At 60.7% G+C, this 20,046-nt stretch carries 15 protein-coding genes and 1 pseudogene; 4 read left to right on the top strand and 12 right to left on the bottom strand.

The window, feature by feature from the left end; translation table 11 throughout:
• A partial coding sequence (locus TU81_RS28880) for a toxin VasX (protein WP_048397883.1) occupies positions 1 to 731 on the bottom strand: 731 nt, incomplete at its 3' end.
• The gene (locus TU81_RS30390) at positions 728 to 877 is read right to left on the bottom strand and encodes a hypothetical protein (protein WP_156320521.1); all 150 of its coding nucleotides are present in this window, start codon (positions 875 to 877) and stop codon (positions 728 to 730) included. The genes TU81_RS30390 and TU81_RS28880, both read right to left, overlap by 4 nt.
• Before the next feature lie 386 nt (positions 878 to 1,263).
• Between TU81_RS30390 and TU81_RS28875 the strand changes: the two genes are divergently transcribed.
• Positions 1,264 to 2,853, top strand: a complete 1,590-nt coding sequence (locus tag TU81_RS28875; protein WP_048397881.1) for an ABC-F family ATP-binding cassette domain-containing protein — start codon at positions 1,264 to 1,266, stop codon at positions 2,851 to 2,853.
• A gap of 94 nt (positions 2,854 to 2,947) precedes the next feature.
• Here the strand turns inward: TU81_RS28875 and TU81_RS28870 are convergent, their stop codons facing one another.
• From TU81_RS28870 to TU81_RS28840, 7 genes are all read right to left on the bottom strand, one after another.
• Complete coding sequence (locus TU81_RS28870) at positions 2,948 to 4,600, bottom strand: BatD family protein (protein ID WP_048397879.1); 1,653 nt, start codon at positions 4,598 to 4,600, stop codon at positions 2,948 to 2,950.
• Positions 4,597 to 6,333, bottom strand: a complete 1,737-nt coding sequence (locus tag TU81_RS28865) for a tetratricopeptide repeat protein (protein WP_048397877.1) — start codon at positions 6,331 to 6,333, stop codon at positions 4,597 to 4,599. Before TU81_RS28865 ends, TU81_RS28870 begins: the two co-directional genes overlap by 4 nt.
• Entirely contained in the window at positions 6,330 to 7,409 is a 1,080-nt protein-coding gene (locus TU81_RS28860; RefSeq protein WP_038984066.1) for a vWA domain-containing protein, read from the bottom strand. The genes TU81_RS28865 and TU81_RS28860 overlap by 4 nt, the downstream gene beginning before the upstream one ends.
• A complete protein-coding gene (locus TU81_RS28855) occupies positions 7,402 to 7,896 on the bottom strand; it encodes a DUF4381 domain-containing protein (protein WP_038984065.1) in 495 nt (164 codons plus the stop codon). The genes TU81_RS28860 and TU81_RS28855 overlap by 8 nt, the downstream gene beginning before the upstream one ends.
• A complete protein-coding gene (locus TU81_RS28850; protein ID WP_038984064.1) occupies positions 7,893 to 8,837 on the bottom strand; it encodes a DUF58 domain-containing protein in 945 nt (314 codons plus the stop codon). The genes TU81_RS28855 and TU81_RS28850 overlap by 4 nt, the downstream gene beginning before the upstream one ends.
• Positions 8,838 to 8,842: 5 nt before the next feature.
• Positions 8,843 to 9,802, bottom strand: a complete 960-nt coding sequence (locus tag TU81_RS28845; protein ID WP_007901181.1) for an AAA family ATPase — start codon at positions 9,800 to 9,802, stop codon at positions 8,843 to 8,845.
• Positions 9,803 to 10,090: 288 nt separating this feature from the next.
• Positions 10,091 to 10,444: a hypothetical protein gene (locus TU81_RS28840; RefSeq protein ID WP_038984062.1), complete on the bottom strand. Its 354-nt coding sequence runs from the start codon at positions 10,442 to 10,444 to the stop codon at positions 10,091 to 10,093.
• Between the two features lie 503 nt (positions 10,445 to 10,947).
• On the opposite strand from TU81_RS28840, the gene TU81_RS28835 reads away from it, so the two are divergent.
• Positions 10,948 to 15,855 (top strand): NAD-glutamate dehydrogenase, encoded by a 4,908-nt coding sequence (locus TU81_RS28835; protein WP_038984061.1) that lies wholly within the window; start codon positions 10,948 to 10,950, stop codon positions 15,853 to 15,855.
• Positions 15,856 to 15,960: 105 nt separating this feature from the next.
• On the opposite strand, the pseudogene TU81_RS28830 reads toward TU81_RS28835, so the two are convergent.
• From TU81_RS28830 to pdxR, 3 genes and pseudogenes are all read right to left on the bottom strand, one after another.
• Positions 15,961 to 16,379: pseudogene (locus TU81_RS28830) on the bottom strand (cupin domain-containing protein).
• A 226-nt stretch (positions 16,380 to 16,605) separates the two neighbouring features.
• Positions 16,606 to 16,899, bottom strand: a complete 294-nt coding sequence (locus TU81_RS28825; RefSeq protein ID WP_008010413.1) for an antibiotic biosynthesis monooxygenase family protein — start codon at positions 16,897 to 16,899, stop codon at positions 16,606 to 16,608.
• A 123-nt stretch (positions 16,900 to 17,022) separates the two neighbouring features.
• Entirely contained in the window at positions 17,023 to 18,456 is a 1,434-nt protein-coding gene (pdxR, locus tag TU81_RS28820; protein ID WP_048397875.1) for a MocR-like pyridoxine biosynthesis transcription factor PdxR, read from the bottom strand.
• A gap of 196 nt (positions 18,457 to 18,652) precedes the next feature.
• Between pdxR and TU81_RS28815 the strand changes: the two genes are divergently transcribed.
• Together TU81_RS28815 and TU81_RS28810 are read left to right on the top strand one after the other, a co-directional pair.
• A complete protein-coding gene (locus tag TU81_RS28815) occupies positions 18,653 to 19,081 on the top strand; it encodes a carboxymuconolactone decarboxylase family protein (RefSeq protein WP_048397873.1) in 429 nt (142 codons plus the stop codon).
• Between the two features lie 449 nt (positions 19,082 to 19,530).
• The gene (locus tag TU81_RS28810; RefSeq protein WP_038984054.1) at positions 19,531 to 19,890 is read left to right on the top strand and encodes a DUF6124 family protein; all 360 of its coding nucleotides are present in this window, start codon (positions 19,531 to 19,533) and stop codon (positions 19,888 to 19,890) included.
• The last annotated feature ends 156 nt before the right edge of the window (positions 19,891 to 20,046 follow it).

Here is a 20,046-nt window from a genome sequence, read left to right as displayed (position 1 = left end):
ACCCGCCCGAGAAACTCGCCAATGTGCGCCTCGCGAAAGCGCCGAGGCTGTTCCCACAGATACGGTTCACGTTCGTGCGCGGGGGCATCGCTGACGTGCACCGTCGGCAATAGAACGGCGTCCGGCGACTCGGCTTGCAGGTCGGAGCGTTCTTGGGTGGCTTGGGCCTGCCGGACCAGTACCGTAGCAATCTCTGCCAGCCACTGCTTGCCTTGCGCGACCGTCAACAGATGCTCGCCGCCGGTTTGGCAATGCACCGGGCCGAGATCGACGGCCTGCATGAAGTGCTCGCGTTCGTCACGGCTGTCGAGCACTTGTGCGCATTTGGCCGCCGTCCACTGCACTTCGGCGAAGGTCACATGCAGGGTGCTGCGCCTTGAAAACACTAACGCCGGACGCTCTTCGATGGGCGTGCGCTGATCGCTGTCGACCTTGGCGCCCTTGTGCAGCAAGGCGCTGACCAGTCCGTCGAGCACCTGATACTCGTGCAGGTGGCCGGTCACGCTGTCGATGACGTACAACCAGCCATCGCGCAGCATGCGAATGCCCAGCGGGCGGGTCGTCAGGGCATATGGCAGCTTCAGTTCGGCACTCGGGTCGAGGGGCTTTTCCACCAGTCCATAACGCAAAGGCAGCAGCTGCACATGGGTTTGGCGCAAGGGGCAGGCACCCAGAGAGCCGATGGGGGATTTGGAGGCCGCCGCTGCGGCGAGGTTGGCGGGTGAAGTCATGGGTGGCCTCCTTGGCTGGCCCAGCGCTGGGCCAGGTCAGCGGCCAGCGCAACGCGCTCCCTGGCGCGGAACTCGAGTACCTGAAGGTTGTGGGGGAAACCTTCAATGTCGAGTGTGAAAACGACGGGGTTGACGGCGCTGAACATCCACATGTCCTTATGTCTATCTGAAGACACGGACTTTGCGTGGAACTACGAATTGGTGATGTCAGACGAATCTATGTTTGGCGTAGGACGCGTCCGTTAAGTCGGATCGTTGTCGAAGGTTCCGACCTGACGAGGCGTACTCCGTAGAAAATAATGTGATGGCTGCGAGAACAATGACAGCAGCGAAAGAGGGGTGGGTTACTGGCAAAAACCTGAGAAGCCGACAGACTTTGGGGCTCCAGATTATTGGTGACTAATTCGATTAGATTTCGATTTCGACGCAGTGTGTGTGGTCGATGTACATTTGCCAACGAAACGTCTGGTGCTGTTGCGCACCATCAGGGAGTGGTTCAGTGCCTATCGGGCCGATTGTTTAAGGAAGCGTCATGACTCAGCGGTTACTTCAACTTGATCAAGTGTCGTACAACCTGCCTGACGGGCGCGTTCTGTTCGATCACTTGAATTACACTTTCAATTCCAAGGCCACTGGCATCGTCGGTGCCAATGGCTGTGGCAAGTCCTTGCTTGGCCGGCTTCTGACGGAGGAGCAACTGCCCACCAGCGGCATCATCCATCGCGAAGGCCGGGTTTATGCCGTGGCACAGTTACTGGAACCCGAGCGCTATCCCAGCGTTGCCGCACTGGCCGGGGTCGACCATATTCTGGCGGCGCTGGATCGCATTGCCCAAGGCAGCGTCGATGATCACGACCATTCGCTGGCGGTTGATCAGTGGGATTGCGCTACACGCCTTGAGGCGGAGCTGGAGCAGATCGGTCTGGGTCATTTGAATGCCGACGCGCGCACCGACGCACTCAGTGGTGGCGAACGGCAACGGGTGGCGCTGATGGGGGCGTGGTTGTCCGGAGCCGACTGGCTCATTCTGGATGAGCCCAGCAATCACCTGGATATTAATCAGCAACACAAGCTTGCGCAGCAGATCGCTCGCTGGCCTAACGGCCTGGTGTTGATCAGCCACGACCGGGGCCTTCTGGAGCACGTGAACGAAATTGTCGAGCTTTCACCCTTGGGGCTGGCGGTTTATGGCGGCAACTACAGTCAGTATGCGGCGGCACGCGAGCAAGAACAGCAGTCGCTCCAGTCGGCATTGCAAGGTGAGCGGGCGCAGGCCAAGCGCGAGCACCGTGAGATGGCCGTGCAGATGGAGCGTCAGCAACGGCGTAATGCGCGCGGCGACCGTCAGGCCCGTGACGGCAATCAGACCAAGCTGATTACCAACGCCCAGAAAGAGCGTAGTGAAAACAGTCAGGGAAAATTGCGCCTCAATCAACAGGTGGCCCGGGAGCAGCAACAACAACGTATCGCCGAGGCCCGTGCGCGGTGTGCGCCCGACATTCAACGCATGATGTTGTCTCCGGAAAGCGTAGTGCCCAATGGCAAGCTGATTGTGCAGCTCAACGACGTCATTCTCCCGTTCGGTTACCCGGCGCCGATCAATCTGACGCTGACGGGGCCTATGCGCATGGCAATCCTGGGCGCCAACGGCAGCGGCAAGTCGACCCTGTTGCGAGTGATCGCCGGCCAACTGCCGGTGAGCGAAGGCGAACTCATCCGCAGTTGCCATGTCGGCTGGCTGGATCAACACGCCGGGTTGCAGTACCCCGAACGCACCGCGGTGCAATGGCTCTACGAGAGTAATCCGGAGTTGCCCGAAGCCGAGGCGCGAACCCGGTTGGCGCAGATGGGCATTGATGCGGATCGTGCGACGCTCAAGGCCTGCCAGTTGAGCGGCGGCGAACGCCTGAAAATAGCACTGGCTGCGCAGTTATATGCACAGCGGCCACCGCAATTGCTATTGCTGGATGAGCCGGACAACCATTTGGACTTGCCCAGTCGAATCGCTCTGGAGCAGATGCTTAATCAATACCAAGGCGCATTGATCGTAGTCTCCCACGACAGCGCTTTTTTACAGGCCATTCATCTGGACGCCGAGTTCCATCTCAAAAGCCAGGGTTGACCGTGTCAGGGCAGAAAAGATCGCAGCCTTCGGCAGCTCCTACAATGTAATGGCGTACACCCCCGGAGCTGCCGAAGGCAGCGATCTTTTGATTCTATTTCGGGTAAAGCGGCGGTAACCCGGTATCACCTACAAGATCCTGAACCCCTTCGGCCGTCGGGATTGCACGAATCGCGCGCCAGAGATCTTCGCCCTGCCAGTACTGGCCGGTTTCGCTATACAGCGCGCCGTTCAGGCCGTCCAGCGCATCGGACAACGGCACAAAACGCGCCGCCATGTCGGCCAGGGTTTCCGGTTGTTGTCGGGCCCAGGCATCGAGGGCCTGGCGGGTGGCATGAGTGTCGTTGGCCTGGCAGGCGCGTTTGAGGTCGTCGAGCAAGGTGCGTGGGCTCGGGCCGGTCTGCGCCGCTCGCAGGATCGCCGGTTGCCAGCGGGCGCGCCACCAGAGGCCGAAGCCCAGCAGGGTGGTGCAGGCCAGAATCACTGTGCTGAGTTTCCACCACCAGAGGACTTCGTTGCTGGCGCCGGACATTACCTGCGGGCTGCCCGCCGGGGTATCGACGATCAGGCTTGGATTGCTCGCCACTTGCAGTGTACGGGCCGGCAGGCTGCTGTGTTCAAGGTGATCCTCGAAGGTGTTCCACCAGACCACTTCAACGCTCGGCAAATCAATGTTGCCGGTGCGGGTCGGCACCAGGGCTTCACGGTCCTCGCGACTGCCGATCAAGCCGCGTTCGCTGCTTTGGTTGCCCAGTACCGGCTGATCCGGGTAGCGCCGCAGGCCGTTGATCTCGGTGGCGGGCAACGGTGGTAGTTGCGAACTGGCGAGGCCTTCGGCGTTCAGGGTCAGGCTGCGGGTCAGCGAGTAGCCGACCTGCGCATTATCCGGTTCCGGGCTCCAGCTTTCGCTTAGGCTCAGGCTGCGGGCCGGCAGCCAGGGCACATCGGCTGGATACGTGCCGGGTTTGGCCTTGACCGTCAGCGGGATCTCGGCGGATTTGACGCGCATCTGCTTGCCCGGTTTTGGCCCTTGGGGTGTTGCGTCTTGGGACGGTCGGGTATCGACTGGGGTTGCACTGAACATCTGCGCTGGAATAACCAGTTCACCGCTTTGCTGCGGGTAGATCGCATAACGCATTTCGATCACGCCATGGCGCAGTCCATTGATGACTTTTTCGTAGGTGCGCGAGTCGCCCAGCTGTTCGATGCGCGCATCGGGAATCTGCAACGGGGTCAGGCTGCTGTCGTCGTACAGCGACACCGAATGGTAAATGCGCAAGGTCAGGATCGCCTGAGCCTGCACATAGACGCTGTTCTGGTCGAGGCTGGCCTCAATGAACACTGGCGCCAGTGTGTTGCTGCTGTCCTGCGCTTCGCTCTCGATCACTTGCACGGTAATCGGCTGACTCTGGACGTCGCCCAGTTGCAGCGATGGAATCACCACGCTGCCGTTTTGCCGGGGCAGCAGGGTGATGATCCAGCGCGTGGTCGCCTGAGTGTTGCCGTTGAGGGTGTTCAGTTGGTTGACTTGGCGAGTGCCGCGCACTTCGAACAGCGGCTCCAGAGGGGTCAGGTCGGGTTTGCCGAACTGGGTCACGTCGCTGGTTTCCAGGATCAGTTCGACCGTCTCGCCGGAATTCAGGCGGCTGCGATCGACGCTGGCGACCAGTTCCGCAGCCTGGGCCTGAGCGGTGCAGAGCAACAGGGCCGGCAACAATGCGAGCAAGTAGGCGGTGAAGCGGGTCATCGAGTTTTTTCCTGATCCTGATGTTGTTGCAGTTCGTACCAGAATTTGCGTCTGAGCAGTTCGCCGGGGTCATCCGGGATCTTGCGCAGCCATTGCTCCAGCGCCTGGCGCTGTTCGCCTTCAATCATGTCGCTGGCCGGGCGCCGCGGTGGCGTGGTGCTTTGCTCATCGCCCAACTCGCTGCCCGGGACTTCATTGGCACCCGGTTGCGGTGGCGTCGTGGGCGGCTGCTCGGCGTCCGGCGTGGTTTGCTCGGCGTCGGTTTTCGGCTCGCCATTGCTGGGTTGGGTGGCGCTGCCCGGCGGCGGTTCCTGGGTGATGGTTTCGGTTTTGCCATCGGCGGTTTTGTCCGGCTCGACGGGCGGCGCTGAGGTTTTCTGCTTGAGCAGGCTTTCCACCAGTGCCTTGTTGGTCAGGGCCGGGCGCAGATCCGGTTGACGTTCCAGCGCTTGATCGTAAGCATCCAGCGCCGCTTCCAGCTCACCGCCTTTGGCCAGGGCGTTACCCCGATTGTAGTGGGCGTGGGCGTCGTTGCCTTGGGCAAACCGCTGGGCGGCGCCACTGTAGTCGCCGGCGTTATAGAGCGCCACACCTTGCCACTGCGGATCTTCGAAATGCTGCGCGGCCTCGGCCGGGCGCTTTTGTTTGAGTAAGTGCAGGCCTTGCTGATCGGGACGCAGCCACAAGTCTTCGAAATCGAAGGCGTAACTCGGTTGTGGCAACAGGAACAGCAGCGGCAGGCAGAACAGCCAACCCCGGCGCCCGGCACAGGCGGCCAGTAATAACAGCGGCAGCAGCAGCCAGTAGCCCTGATCGGCCCAGGTGTCGAGGCGCAATGTCTGGCCGTCGTTGCGCAGATCCCGTGGGCCATCGAGCAGGCCAAGACCGCGCAGGTCGGCATCGTCCAGACGCGCCTGGCGATAACGTCCGCCCAGGCCATTGGCAAAGGCTTTCAGGCTGGGGCCGTCCAGACGGGGCACCAGAATTGCGCCCTGGTCATCCTTGAGGAAACTGCCATCGTCCTGCGCGACCGGCGCACCTTCGGCGGTGCCGATACCGAGCATCAGAAATTGCGTGGACTTGTCGTCCAGCGCCTGACGAATCCCTTGGCGTTCCTGTTCCGTCAGCGACGAACCGATCAGCAGGATCCGCCCCTGGCCGAGGGCGCCCTGATCCAACAGCGCAAGGGCCTTGGCCGCCGCCAGATCGGCACGATGACCGACTTGGGGCATCAGCGACGGCTTAAGTGCGTCCAGCAGGTTGCGGCTGGTCGACAGATCATCCGACAGCGGCACCAAGGTGTGGGCACTGCCGGCGTAGACGATGATTGCGGTCTGGGCATCGCTGCGGTTCTGCAGCAGGTCGAACAGTTTGCGCCGGGCCTGTTCCAGTCTGTTCGGTGCGACGTCGGTGGCGAGCATTTCCGGGGTCAGCTCAAGCAACACCACCAGCGGATCGGCGGGTTTCTGACTGGTTTGTTCGACGCGCTGCCAGCTCGGCCCCAGCAGGGCCAGCACGGTCAGCACCCAGGCCAGGCCAAGAGCGACCCATGGCAGTTTGCTTTCTCGACCGCTGCCACCACTGAGCAACGCGGCATGGAAGGCCGGCGGCAGAATCATTTGCCAGCGACCGGCGCGTTTCTGCCGATGCCAGAGTTGCCAGAGCAACCAGCCCAGCAACGGCAACAACAGCAGCCACCAGGGGCGGAACCAGTGCGGCCAGAGCGCAATCATCGGCGCCTCCGCAGACGCAGGCGTTTAAGCCGCTGACGCCAGTCGGGCAGTTGCGTTTGCAAAAACAGCTTCTTGGTAAACAGCCGTTGCAACGGGTTGTCCGGCCAGCGCTCGCGGATCACCAGCAGCATGCTCAACAGCAGCGCCATCGCCAGAGGCCAGTGATACAACGCTTGGGCCGGGCGGGCTTGAGTGGGTTGCTGGGTCACCGGCTCCAGTTTGTCGAGGGTGCGCTTGATCGCCTGCAATTCCTCACCGTCGCGGGCGCGGAAGTACTGGCCGCCGGTGGCTTGGGCGATGGCTTTCAAGGCTGGTTCGTCGAGGTCCAGGCTCGGGTTGATGCCCAGGAATCCCAGGGTGCCACTTTGTTCCGGATCGGCGCCGATACCGATCGGGTAGATTTTCACGCCTTCGTTGGCCGCCAGTCGTGCGGCGGTCAGCGGATCGATCTCGCCGCCGTTGTTGGCGCCATCGGTGACCAGAATCAGCACGCGGCTTTGTGCCGGGCGTTGACGCAGGCGTTTGAGGGCCAGGCCGATGGCATCGCCGATGGCGGTGTTCTTGCCGGCGATGCCGATTCGCGCTTCGTCGAGCCACACGCGAACGGTGTGCCGGTCGAAAGTCAGTGGCGCTTGCAGATAGGCCTGACTGCCGAACAGGATCAAGCCGACCCGGTCGCCGTCGCGACTTTCGAGAAAATCACCGAGTAAATGCTGCACCAGTGACAGTCGGCTGACGTCTTCGTCCTGCCACTGCATGTCGGGGAAGTCCATGGAGCCGGACACGTCCACCGCCACCAGCAGATCGCGGCCACTGGCGGCAACCGGCAGGGGTTCGCCTAGCCATTGCGGACGCGCCGCGGCGATCAGCAACAATAGCCACATGAGGATGAACGGGGCTTGTTGACGCCAGGCCGGCAGATTCGCCCGGGCACGGCGGCGAGCGAGGCCTTCGAGGTCGCTGAGGAAGCTGACTTTGAGCGCCGGTTCGCCACTGTCGGCGACCGGCAGCAGCACCCGCATCAGCCAGGGCAGGGGCAGCAGGGCGAAGATCCACGGCCAGGCGAACTCAAACATGTTTGCGAATCCAGGTGTCGACGGCTTGAGTCAGGCCGGCGATGGCCTTGTCGTCGAGTTTGCATTCGGGTTTGTAGGCGCCTTCCACCAGTACCATCCAGCGCGTAAGGCCAGCGGCCGGGCAGCGGTTATCGAGGAATGCCAGCCATTTACGCCCGTTAAGGGTGTGGCTCTGGCTGTAGGGGTAGTGGTTGCGGCACAGACGTTTGAGCAACCCGTTGAGTTGCTGCAGCCAGGCACCGGCCGGGGCACCGTCGTAGGGTTTGGGCATCCGGGCGAGCTCGGCCAGCGCAGCGAGACGCACCGGGTCCAGCGGTTGTTCGGCGCGGACGACAGGGCGCTTGTTCGGAATGAAACGGCGCAACTGCCACAGGCCGAAACCGATCAATGGCAGCAATAACAGCAGCAGCCACCAGCCCGGCGCCGGCGGCCAGAAGCCGATCGGTGGCGGGGAAATCAGCGGTTGCAGCTGATCGAGGCTGCTCATCGACCTTTCCCCGGACGTTGAGGGTTCAGGTATTCGCGCAGTTGCTCGACCATTTCGCTTTGGGTACTCAAAGGCATCAGCAATATCCGCAACTTCTGCGCCAGCAGCTCCCAGCGGGCGATGCGCGTTTCAGCTTGTGCGCGATAAGCCTGGCGCAAGTCGAAATTCAACGTGTCGAGTTCCAATTGCGCACCGCGTTCCGCGAAGCGTAAAAGCCCGGCAGCGGGCAGGGCGTGATCCAGCGGATCGGACACGGGCAGCAGCAACAGGTCGCAATGGCGTGACAACAGGCTCAACTGCTGCTCGGCACCGTCGGACAAGGCGCGTTCGTCGCAGATCACGATCACCAGGCTGCCAGGGCGCAATACTTCCCGGGCGCGGCGCAGGGCAATACCGAAGGCGTCGCGGTCCGGCTCGCGTTCGGTGTGCAACGACTGATTGACCCGCACCAGTCGGTTGAGCAATTGCAGCAGGCTCTGTTTGCTGCGTCGCGGTTTGATCTCGTAGTGCTCGTCGTCGCCGAACACCAGCCCGCCGACCCGGTCGTTATGGCCCAGCGCTGCCCAGCCAATCAGGCTCGCTGCCTGGGCGGCAAGCACCGATTTGAACATCAGGCCGGAGCCGAAAAACAACCGGCGGCTCTGTTCGACCATGATGAAAATCGGTCGCTCGCGTTCTTCATGGAACAGCTTGGTGTGGGGTTCCTGGGTACGGGCGGTGACGCGCCAGTCGATGCTTCGCACATCATCACCGGCCTGATAGACCCGCACCTGATCGAAGTCCACCCCGCGCCCGCGCAGCTTGGAGTGGTGCAGGCCGATCAGCGGGCTGCGCTGGCTCGGCGTGGAAAACAGCTGCACTTCACGCACGCGATGACGCATCTCGATCAGCTCGGCGAGGCTGACACGGATGCCCGGCTCGGGCGGCAGGGGGGCGTTCATCGGGGTCAAGCGACGGCTACGACGTCGAGAATCCGCTGGACCACCCGGTCCTGGTCGATGCCAGCGGCTTCGGCTTCAAAGGAAAGAATGATGCGGTGGCGCAACACATCGAACAGCACCGCCTGAATGTCTTCCGGGCTGACGAAGTCGCGACCGGCCAGCCAGGCGTGAGCCCGGGCGCAACGGTCCAGGGCAATGGAGCCACGCGGGCTGGCGCCGTAGGCGATCCATTCGGCCATTTCCGGGTCGAACTTGGCCGGCGTGCGCGTGGCCATGACCAGTTGCACCAGGTATTCCTCCACGGCGTCGGCCATGTACAACCCGAGGATTTCCTTGCGCGCGGCGAAGATCGCCTGCTGGCTGACTCGGCGTTCAGGTTTGGTTTCGCCGTGCAGCGCTTCGCCGCGAGCCTGTTGCAGAATCCGGCGCTCGACGGCGGCGTCAGGGAAGCCGATTTTCACGTGCATCAGGAAACGGTCGAGCTGGGCTTCGGGCAGCGGGTAGGTGCCTTCCTGCTCGATGGGGTTTTGCGTGGCCATGACCAGAAACAGCGGCGACAGGTCGTAGGTGCTGCGCCCGACACTGACTTGGCGTTCGCCCATGGCTTCGAGCAGGGCCGATTGAACCTTGGCCGGGGCACGGTTGATTTCGTCCGCCAGCACCAGATTGTGGAAAATCGGGCCTTGCTGGAACACGAAGCTGCCGGTTTCCGGGCGATAGATTTCCGTGCCGGTGATGTCGGCCGGCAGCAGGTCGGGGGTGAACTGGATGCGATGGAACTGTGCTTCGATGCCTTCGGCGAGCTCTTTGATGGCTTTGGTCTTGGCCAGCCCCGGGGCGCCCTCGACCAGCATGTGGCCGTCGGCGAGCAAGGCGATGAGCAAGCGCTCGATGAGTTTTTCCTGGCCGAGAATCTGCGTTGAAAGAAAGGTTCGCAGCGCGAGCAGCGCTTCACGATGTTCCATCGATGACTGTTCCTGGAAAGGGTGACCGAAGACGTTCGAATAACGCCAGGGCTGGGGGCGTTACTTTAATCCATCGCGGGGTGCGGCGACTAACGGCATTTTGTGCAAAGTGCGGGAATTGACGGGCGAAATTGTTGGAAATTTGTAGGCGAGGGACAGGGTGGTGATCTGGCTGGCCTCTTCGCGAGCAAGCCCGCTCCCACAGTTAACCGCGTTCTTCCAGGACAAATGCAATCGAATGTGGGAGCGGGCTTGCTCGCGAAGGCGTCCGTTCAGAGACCCTGAAACTCAGAGCTGGCTTATATAAGTACCAGTCCCCTTGAGGATGTTCTGCAAAGTCTCTTCCACTTCAGCCAGATCCTGCGCATCGGTGCTGTGCAGGATTTCCAGCGAATCTTCGCCATCGAGCACATCGGCGTCCGCGGCGGCGATTTCGATCAGCAGGCGGTCAGGGCTGAGAGTGACTTTCACCCCGTTGAGGGCCGAAGGCTTGTCGTGGAAGATGATCTCCAGCTCATCCTCGTCCGGAAAACGGCTCATCAGGAACATTTCGCCCTCGGCGCTGTTGCAGCAGAGCATGGCCAAGTTGTCTTCTTCTTCGTCGCACGGGTTGACGATCAAGAGGTCAGTTGTCATTTGCATGGGAAAATCCTGGCTCGGCGAGCGTGGTGAACGTAACAAAAGACAATTCTGCCAGCCCTCGGGAATTTCTGCTCGGCTGAGTGTCAGAAGATGTGTCGTGAGCATTCGGGGTGTTACTGGTCATTTCTGGTACGGATGTGCCGTAGAACCGGGCATAAAACGCCCATTTTTCTGCACGACTGCTAGTGTTGTTCGAGGCATGGACCGCCGTTTACGTGCCGATGACCGAATATGTCGCAGCGCTGCAAGCACAGCCCTTGCTGCACTCGTTAAGCTGCGCTACGGATGAGCACCCGTAAAGGCAGTGCGCTATAGATCGCGCAGTCGTTTTTGCAGATGCCCATTCAATGGAAGGTGAATGTGACCTGAGTGTCTCGTCCAGCTTCACCCACCTGTCATCCTGTTTCCTCTGCCCGAGAATCAGGAACAGGGTGACGGATTGCCCCGAAAGGGGTTTGCACGCGACGCTTCCATCAATAACAAGCCCAAGCGGAGTACCACAGATGGCGTTCTTCACCGCAGCCAGCAAAGCCGACTTCCAGCACCAACTGCAAGCGGCACTGGCGCAGCACATCAGTGAACAGGCACTGCCACAAGTGGCGCTGTTCGCTGAACAATTTTTCGGCATTATTTCCCTGGACGAGCTGACCCAGCGTCGGTTGTCCGACCTCGCCGGCTGCACCCTTTCTGCGTGGCGCCTGCTTGAGCGCTTCGATCACGCGCATCCGCAAGTGCGCGTCTACAACCCAGATTACGAACGCCACGGCTGGCAGTCGACCCACACCGCGGTCGAAGTGCTGCACCACGATCTGCCGTTTCTGGTGGACTCGGTGCGTACCGAGCTGAACCGTCGCGGCTACAGCATTCATACCCTGCAAACCACTGTGCTGAGCGTGCGTCGCGGCAGCAAGGGCGAGCTGCTGGAAATCTTGCCGAAAGGCACCCAGGGCGAAGGCATTCTGCAAGAATCGCTGATGTACCTGGAAATCGACCGTTGCGCCAACACGGCCGAACTGAATGTCCTGACCAAAGAGCTGGAGCAGGTTCTCGGTGAAGTCCGCGTCGCGGTCGCCGATTTCGAGCCGATGAAAGCCAAGGTCCAGGAGCTGATCCAAGGCATCGACAACAGCCAGTTCATCATCAACGCCGACGAAAAGTCCGAAATCAAGAGCTTCCTGGAATGGCTGGTGGGCAACCACTTCACTTTCCTGGGCTACGAAGAGTTCGTGGTGGGCGAAGATCAGAACGGCGGTCACATCGAATATGACCAGAACTCGTTCCTCGGCCTGACCAAACTGCTGCGCGCCGGCCTGACCGTCGATGATCTGCGCATCGAAGACTACGCCGTCAACTACCTGCGCGAACCGACGCCGCTGTCGTTCGCCAAGGCTGCACACCCAAGCCGCGTACACCGTCCGGCGTACCCGGATTACGTGTCGATCCGCCAGATCGATGCCGATGGCAAAGTCGTTAAAGAATGCCGCTTCATGGGCCTGTACACCTCCTCGGTGTATGGCGAAAGCGTGCGGGTCATTCCTTACATCCGTCGCAAGGTCGAGATCATCGAACAGCGTTCGGGCTTCCAGGCCAAGGCTCACTTGGGCAAGGAATTGGCCCAGGTGCTTGAAGTGCTGCCGCGCGATGACTTGTTCCAGACCCCGGTGGACGAGCTGTTCACCACCGTGATGTCGATCGTGCAGATCCAGGAACGCAACAAGATCCGCGTGTTCCTGCGCAAAGACCCGTACGGCCGTTTCTGCTACTGCCTGGCCTACGTGCCGCGCGACATCTACTCCACCGAAGTGCGCCAGAAGATCCAGCAAGTGCTGATGGATCGCCTGAAAGCCTCGGACTGCGAGTTCTGGACCTTCTTCTCCGAGTCCGTGCTGGCCCGTGTGCAACTGATTCTGCGGGTCGATCCGAAGAACCGTCTGGACATCGATCCGGTTCTGCTGGAAAAAGAAGTGGTGCAGGCCTGCCGCAGCTGGCAGGACGACTACGCAAGCCTGGTGGTCGAGAGCTTCGGCGAAGCCCAAGGCACCAACGTGCTGGCCGACTTCCCGAAAGGCTTCCCGGCCGGTTACCGCGAGCGTTTCGCAGCCCACTCGGCTGTGGTCGACATGCAGCACCTGTTGAGCCTGAGCGAAAAAAATCCGCTGGTCATGAGCTTCTATCAGCCGCTGGCCCAGGTCTCCGGTCAGCGCATGCTGCACTGCAAGCTGTACCACGCCGATACGCCACTGGCGTTGTCCGACGTGTTGCCGATCCTGGAAAACCTCGGCCTGCGCGTGCTGGGTGAGTTCCCGTATCGCCTGCGTCACAACAATGGCCGTGAATTCTGGATTCATGACTTCGCGTTCACCGCCGCCGAAGGCCTGGAACTCGACATCCAGCAACTCAACGACACCTTGCAGGACGCTTTCGTCCACATCGTGCGTGGCGATGCCGAGAACGATGCATTCAACCGCCTGGTGCTGACCGCCGGCCTGCCATGGCGCGACGTGGCGCTGCTGCGTGCTTACGCCCGTTACATGAAGCAGATCCGTCTGGGCTTCGACCTGGGTTACATCGCCAGCACCCTGAACAACCACACCGACATCGCTCGCGAGTTGACCCGGTTGTTCAAGACCCGTTTCTACCTGGCGCGCAAGCTGACCAGCGATGATCTGGAAGACAAGCAACAACGTCTGGAACACGCGATTCTGGCAGCACTGGACGATGTTCAGGTGCTGAACGAAGACCGCATCCTGCGTCGTTACCTGGACCTGATCAAAGCGACCCTGCGGACCAACTTCTACCAGACCGACGCCCACGGTCAGAACAAGTCCTACTTCAGCTTCAAGTTCAACCCGCACCAGATTCCAGAGCTGCCGAAGCCGGTTCCGAAGTTCGAAATCTTCGTTTACTCGCCTCGCGTTGAAGGCGTGCACCTGCGCTTCGGCAACGTTGCACGTGGTGGTCTGCGCTGGTCCGACCGTGAAGAAGACTTCCGTACCGAAGTCCTGGGCCTGGTAAAAGCCCAGCAAGTGAAGAACTCGGTCATCGTGCCGGTGGGTGCGAAGGGCGGCTTCCTGCCGCGTCGCCTGCCACTGGGCGGCAACCGTGACGAGATTGCGGCCGAGGGCATCGCCTGCTACCGCATCTTCATCTCGGGCCTGTTGGACATCACCGACAACCTGAAAGACGGCGCGCTGGTACCGCCGGCCAACGTCGTGCGTCATGACGACGATGACCCGTACCTGGTAGTGGCGGCGGACAAAGGCACTGCGACCTTCTCCGACATCGCCAACGGTATCGCCATCGACTACGGCTTCTGGCTCGGCGACGCCTTTGCGTCCGGCGGCTCGGCCGGTTACGACCACAAGAAAATGGGCATTACCGCCAAGGGCGCGTGGGTCGGCGTACAGCGCCACTTCCGCGAGCGCGGCATCAATGTTCAGGAAGACAGCATCACTGTGGTTGGCGTCGGCGACATGGCCGGTGACGTGTTCGGTAACGGCTTGCTGATGTCCGAAAAGCTGCAACTGGTCGCTGCCTTCAACCACCTGCACATCTTCATCGACCCGAACCCTGAGCCTGCCAACAGCTTCGCCGAGCGTCAGCGTCTGTTCGATCTGCCACGTTCGGCCTGGTCGGACTACGACACCAGCATCATGTCCGAAGGCGGCGGGATCTTCTCGCGCAGCGCAAAAAGCATCGCGATTTCCCCGCAGATGAAAGAGCGCTTCGATATTCAGGCTGACAAACTGACCCCGACCGAACTGCTGAATGCCTTGCTCAAGGCACCGGTAGACCTGTTGTGGAACGGCGGTATCGGTACGTACGTCAAAGCCAGCAGCGAAAGCCACGCCGATGTCGGCGACAAGGCCAACGATGCACTGCGCGTGAACGGCAACGAACTGCGCTGCAAAGTTGTGGGCGAGGGCGGTAACCTCGGTATGACTCAGCTGGGTCGTGTCGAATTCGGCCTCAATGGCGGCGGTTCCAACACCGACTTCATCGACAACGCCGGTGGTGTGGACTGCTCCGACCACGAAGTGAACATCAAGATCCTGCTGAACGAAGTGGTACACGCCGGTGACATGACCGATAAGCAACGTAACCAGTTGCTGGCGAGCATGACCGACGAAGTCGGTAACCTGGTGCTCGGCAACAACTACAAGCAGACTCAGGCCCTGTCCCTGGCGGCACGCCGTGCTTTCGTGCGGATTGCTGAATACAAGCGCTTGATGAACGATCTGGAAGGCCGCGGCAAGCTGGATCGCGCCATCGAGTTCCTGCCGGCTGAAGAAGCGATCAACGAACGCCTCGCGGAAGGCCACGGCCTGACCCGTGCCGAGCTGTCGGTGCTGATCTCCTACAGCAAGATCGACCTCAAGGAAGCGCTGCTCAACTCCCAGGTACCGGACGACGATTACCTGACGCGCGACATGGAAACCGCTTTCCCGCCGTCGCTGGTGAGCAAGTTCTCTGACGCCATGCGCCGTCACCGTCTGAAGCGAGAAATCGTCAGCACCCAGATCGCCAACGATCTGGTCAACCACATGGGCATCACCTTCGTTCAACGACTCAAAGAGTCGACCGGCATGAGCCCGGCGAATGTTGCGGGGGCATATGTAATAGTTCGGGATATCTTCCACCTCCCGCACTGGTTCCGTCAGATCGAAGCCCTGGATTACCAGGTTTCGGCCGACGTACAACTGGAGCTGATGGATGAGCTGATGCGTCTGGGCCGCCGCGCTACGCGCTGGTTCCTGCGTGCCCGTCGCAACGAGCAGAACGCTGCCCGTGACGTCGCGCACTTCGGTCCGCATCTGAAAGAGTTGGGCCTCAAGCTCGACGATCTGCTCAGTGGCGAAATCCGCGAAACCTGGCAGGCGCGTTATCAGGCGTATGTCGCAGCCGGTGTGCCGGAGTTGCTGGCGCGCATGGTTGCAGGCACCACTCACCTGTACACCTTGCTGCCGATCATCGAGGCCTCGGATGTGACCGGTCAGGACGCAGCCGACGTGGCCAAGGCCTACTTCGCCGTGGGCAGTGCGCTGGACATCACCTGGTACCTGCAACAGATCAGCGCTCTGCCGGTTGAAAACAACTGGCAAGCCCTGGCCCGTGAAGCGTTCCGTGATGACGTCGATTGGCAACAACGTGCGATCACCATCTCCGTCCTGCAGCAGGGCGACGGCACCCAGGACGTGGAAACACGCTTGGCGCTGTGGATGGAAGAGCACGAAGGCATGATCGAACGCTGGCGCGCCATGCTGGTGGAAATCCGTGCTGCCAGCGGCACTGACTACGCCATGTACGCGGTGGCCAACCGCGAACTGCTGGACCTGGCGTTGAGCGGTCAAGCGGTGGTGCCTGTCACTGCGACTGCCGCTGTCAGCACCGAGCTGGAACCGGCTGCCTGATAGGCGTTGAATGAAAAAGCCCTGTCTCGAAAGAGATGGGGCTTTTTTTTGTCTGGAGGTTTTTTGGTGTCTGGTCGGGCCCCTTCGCGAGCACCACCTCAGCTATTAGTTTTCCAAAGGAATCAACACTTTCTCATCCGGCGCCAACACCATGAACACCAACAGCTTGGCGGGTTGGGTGGCGCTGGCGTTTTTCGAGACCAAATGTTCAGAGCCAGCCGGTTCGTACCAGAACTCGCCGGCCTTGTAGCTGATCGCTTTTTCACCTTTGACTTGCGAAATGATCTCCCCCGAAAGCACATAGGCCATGGCCGTGCCCTGGTGTTTATGGGCGATGGACGATTGGCCGGCAGGTAGTCGACTTCGATCATCATGGCTTTTTTGTCGGGTACGTTTTTCAGCATCTGGTCTTGCAGGACAGTAATTTTTTCTGACGGGGCTGCGGTGTCGTGGGCGAATGCCGGGGCTGAAACGCTCAGCGTCAGAGCGGCGAAAGGGGCAGCAAAAAAACGAAGCGCATTCATGGTTGATTACCTGTGGTGGTGAGTCGTCAGGAACCACAGTAAGCCGCGTTATCGGGCAATCAAACGGCCAATTTTCGGGAAGGTGAGGGGACCAATCAAGCAAGTCAAAATCAAAAAATCGCAGCGTTCCGCAGCTCCTACATTGGAATCGCGTACACCCTTGAAACATCGGGCGGACGCAAATTCTGTAGGAGCTGCGGAACGCTGCGATCTTTTGATCTTGCTTTTAAACGATTGGAAAGCTGTTGAAGTCGACGGCATTGGCCAAGCGGCTGTCGATCAGGCCGATAAAGCCTTGCACTTCGGGGCAGTTGAAATGCGATTGCATGGCCGCTTCCGATTGCCAGCGGGCGCTGACCGTCCAGCGGGTGTCGTCCTCGGGGCAGCGGTCGACCATATAGGAATCACAGCCCGGAAGTTCGCGCAGGGTGTCGACAATCTTTTGCAGTTGCTTGCCCAGTTCGTCCGAGCGGCCGGCGGCAGCCTGCACCTTTACGGTGTTGATCACTTCGTTGGACATTGCTCACACTCCTGAATCAGGCCGGACGAATCCTGCTCATTGAGGGATAACGCCCAATCAGGATAGGCCTGCACCCCAAGGCCGCCAATAGCCAATCACCGGATAAAGCCGCAGACCAATCCCTCAGCCGAACTGCTGCAAAATGTCCCTTAACCGGTCCAGGGCAATGTCGATGTCCAGGGTTTCGATTGCGCCGAATCCCAGGAAAAGCCCGGCTCGCGGCGCTTGCTGGTAAAAAAAGCTGTCCAGGGCATAGAGCCCCACTTCGACTTTTTTTGCCAATTCGATCACCAATGGAATATCGACCGGCACCTTGCACAGCACCGCCATGTGGAACCCGGCCGTGGTCGGCACCGCTTCAAACCACGGCGAAAGGTCGTCCGCCATGCGCGCCAGAATCCGTTCACGGCGCCCGGCGTAAATTGTATGGCAGCGTCGGATGTGCTTGAGCAGACAGCCCTCGGCGATGAACTTGGCCAGCGCCCATTGCGGCAGGGTGGAAGTGTGCAAGTCAGTGAGCTGCTTGGCGCGGATCACCGCTTCGAGAATCGCCGGCGGCAAAATCGCGTAACCCAGCCGCAGCTCCGGCAACAGGGTCTTCGAGAAGGTGCCGACGTAGGCAACGATGCCGCGCTGATCCAGGCTCTGCAGGGAGTCGGTGGGCCGGCCTTCGTAGCGGAATTCGCTGTCGTAATCGTCTTCGATGATGATCGCCCCCAGCTCATAGGCCCTTGCGAGCAGGGCTTCGCGCCGGGCCTGGCTCATGGGCATGCCCAAGGGGAACTGGTGGGACGGGGTGACGTAAATCAGCCGGGTGCCGTCGGGAATGTGCTCTACCTGAATGCCTTGCGCATCTACCGGCACGCCGACCACCGTCGCGCCATGGGACCCGAACAACAGGCGCGCCGGCGGGTAGCCGGGGTCTTCCATGGCGACGAGGCTGCCCGGTTGGGTCAGCACCCGGGAAATCAGGTCCAGCGCCTGCTGCGCGCCGTTGCACACCACCACGTCTTCATCCTGACAATTGACCCCGCGCGAAAACGCGATGTGCCGTGCGATCGCATTGCGCAGCGCCGGCAGACCTTCGGGCAGGCTATAGAAACCTTTGGAACCGGCAATCTGGCGCAAGGCATGGGAGGTGCAGCGGCGCCAATCGTCCTGAGGAAACTGGCCTTTGCTGGTGGCTCCACCGATGAACTCGTAACGCAACGAGCCTTCCAGCGTCGGGTGGCGCAAGAATGTCGGCAGGCTGCGCCAGCGTTCGATGACATCAAAGCTCGCCAGCTCCGAATGGCTCTGCTTATGGACGATTTTCGCCGCCCGGGCATTGACGTAGGTGCCTTTGCCGATCACCCCGGTGAGGAAGTTCTCGTAGGTCAGTTGCGAATAAGTGTCGGAAATGGTCTTGCGCGAAATCCCCAGTTGTTCGGCCAGCAAGCGGCTGGGCGGCAGCTGCGTCCCGGCTGTCAGGCGACCGGATTCAATGGCGCTGCGCAGTTGCCGGTACAACTGGCCCGCCAGGTCCTTGCGGCCATCGATGACAACATGAAGTTCCATACCGGCGGGGCTCCTGAGGCGACTGTACGTCGCGCCAGATTACCCGCATGAGCGGCTGCGCAGAAGTTGCGTGGGCGAAAAACCGCCGATTGGCCTTCTGCGGGGCGGTCCACGTTTTTTTCGACGAATTGGAGCTGTGCCGCCGCTGGGTCCAGCTCTATCTTGGAGTCATCTATCCGATCCCCGAGGTCACCCCATGAATGCCCGTCTGGATTACTACAGCGCATCGCCCAAAGCGATCGCCCTGGAGGCCTTGACCAGCGACCTGAGCATCGAACCGGCCTTGTTGCACTTGATCAAAATCCGCGCCTCGCAGCTCAATGGCTGCGCCTTCTGCACCGACATGCACTCGGTTGACGCGCGCCGCTTCGGCGAGAGCGATCGTCGGCTGTATGCAATCGTGGTCTGGCGCGACAGCAACTTCTTCAACCCTCGGGAGCGAGCCGCCCTGGCTTGGACGGAAGCGGTGACCCTGCTTTCGGAAAGCCATGTGCCGGATGACGTTTACGCACTGGCCCGGGAACAGTTCAGCGAAGGCGAACTGGTCGACCTGACGATGGCCGTCAGCACCATCAACAGCTGGAATCGCCTGGCGGTGAGTTTTCGGCAAACACCCAGTGATTGATCAATGAAGAGTGTGGCGAGGGGGCTTTCCGCAATCCATGTGGGAGCGGGCTTGCTCGCGAAGAGGCCCGCCCATCCATCACAATTCCCACAGTCAGACCACTAAACAAGCACTGTTTAAACGACACTTCCAGATACTCACTCAGGCTACACATCCTTGCGCCGTTGCCTACGACTGCGCCAGAATTCGCCGGCTTGTGCGCCTTGGGTCCGGGCTCTATCGTTTGCCTGTCGCTGAAAAACAGCGATCGGGTTTGGTAGCCCGGTTTAACTAGTCGCATAGCGCACCGTTTGAAGGCCTGTTCAGGTCTCTGCTTTATGGTGGTCATGCGCAGGGCTCCTTCGGGGGCGCCGGGTCCTAGTTGCCGGTCTACCAACCCGCGTATGGCCACCACTCTTCGTTTGGTAGCGAGGGTGAAGGCTCCTTACATTTCAATTAGGAGTTTCACTATGTTCAAACCAACACCCAACCCACCGGAAACCGATCCGGCATCCCCCTACGAATCCCTGGATTCCAAAAAACTCAACGAAGCCGCCGACCGCGCCCTCGATTACTACCTCAAACCGCCCATCCCCAAAGACACCCCACGCAAACCCAGCACCATTTACCACGTCGGTGCCGAGGTCGATAACGAAACCCTGCTGGTCAATGCCTGTGCGTCCCTGGCCTCGGCGAGCATGATGCTCAGTGAGTTCGCCGGATTGATGGACATGCCACATCGCAACATGATGTTGGGGATTCAATCGGTGGTCATGCTCGGTGAGCTGGCGGTGAACCGGGTGCTGGATAACCTGGACCCGCAAGGCTAGCGAAGACCTGTGGCGAGGGGGCTTGCCCTAATGCCAGTCAGTTAAGCGCAATCCATGTGGGAGCGGGCTTGCTCGCGAAGACGGCGGCACAGTAAACATTGATGTTGCCTGACCCACCGCTTTCGCGAGCAAGCCCGCTCCCACAGGTTTCGCACC

This window comes from Pseudomonas lini, from assembly GCF_001042905.1.
GTDB classification, from domain to species: domain Bacteria; phylum Pseudomonadota; class Gammaproteobacteria; order Pseudomonadales; family Pseudomonadaceae; genus Aquipseudomonas; species Aquipseudomonas lini.
This window is presented reverse-complemented; position numbering and strand designations above follow the sequence as displayed.